Source organism: Bradyrhizobium algeriense, from assembly GCF_003062295.1.
Classification (GTDB): Bacteria; Pseudomonadota; Alphaproteobacteria; order Rhizobiales; family Xanthobacteraceae; genus Bradyrhizobium; species Bradyrhizobium algeriense.
The window spans coordinates 1-522 of sequence record NZ_PYCN01000218.1; the positions used below are offsets into that span (position 1 = coordinate 1).

A 522-nucleotide genomic window follows, 5' to 3' on the forward strand; every position below is an offset into this window, starting at 1 on the left:
CCTGACCTGCAGAGCCTGCATCTCCAGGTGCTGGACACCAGCATCGGCACCATCAGCCCGTGCCGGGTGGGGTTCATCCCGCATGAAGTCCTGCGCGACATCTGCGAACGCTACCCTCGCCTCGCCGCCGCCTTCTGGCGCGAGACCCTCATCGATGCCGCGATCTTCCGGGAGTGGGTGCTCAATGTCGGACGCCGCGAGGCCTACACGCGCATGGCTCACGTCTTGTGCGAGTTGCTGACGCGCCTGCGGGCAGTTGGCCTTGTGGAGGATCATGCCTGTGATCTGCCGATCACCCAGGGCGAGTTTGCCGATGCGATTGGCCTGACGACGGTTCACGTCAACCGGATGCTGCAGCAACTGCGAGCCAACGGCCTGATCGAGCTGAAAGGCGACCGCCTGAAAGTGCTCGATTGGGACAAGCTGAAGGCAGCCGGCGAGTTCGACCCGGCCTACCTGCATCTGGAGCGGCAGGAGGCAGCAGCATGACCCTTCAGCCGATCCGGGTTGGCAACGGCAGCG

Annotated in this window: 1 protein-coding gene; it reads left to right on the forward strand. The window is 64.6% G+C overall.

Going from position 1 to position 522, the window contains the following annotated elements; all coding sequences use genetic code 11:
* The coding region (locus C7G61_RS43195; protein ID WP_145963855.1) for a Crp/Fnr family transcriptional regulator at window positions 1-489 on the forward strand (489 nt) is incomplete at its 5' end.
* Between the last annotated feature and the right edge of the window lie 33 nt (window positions 490-522).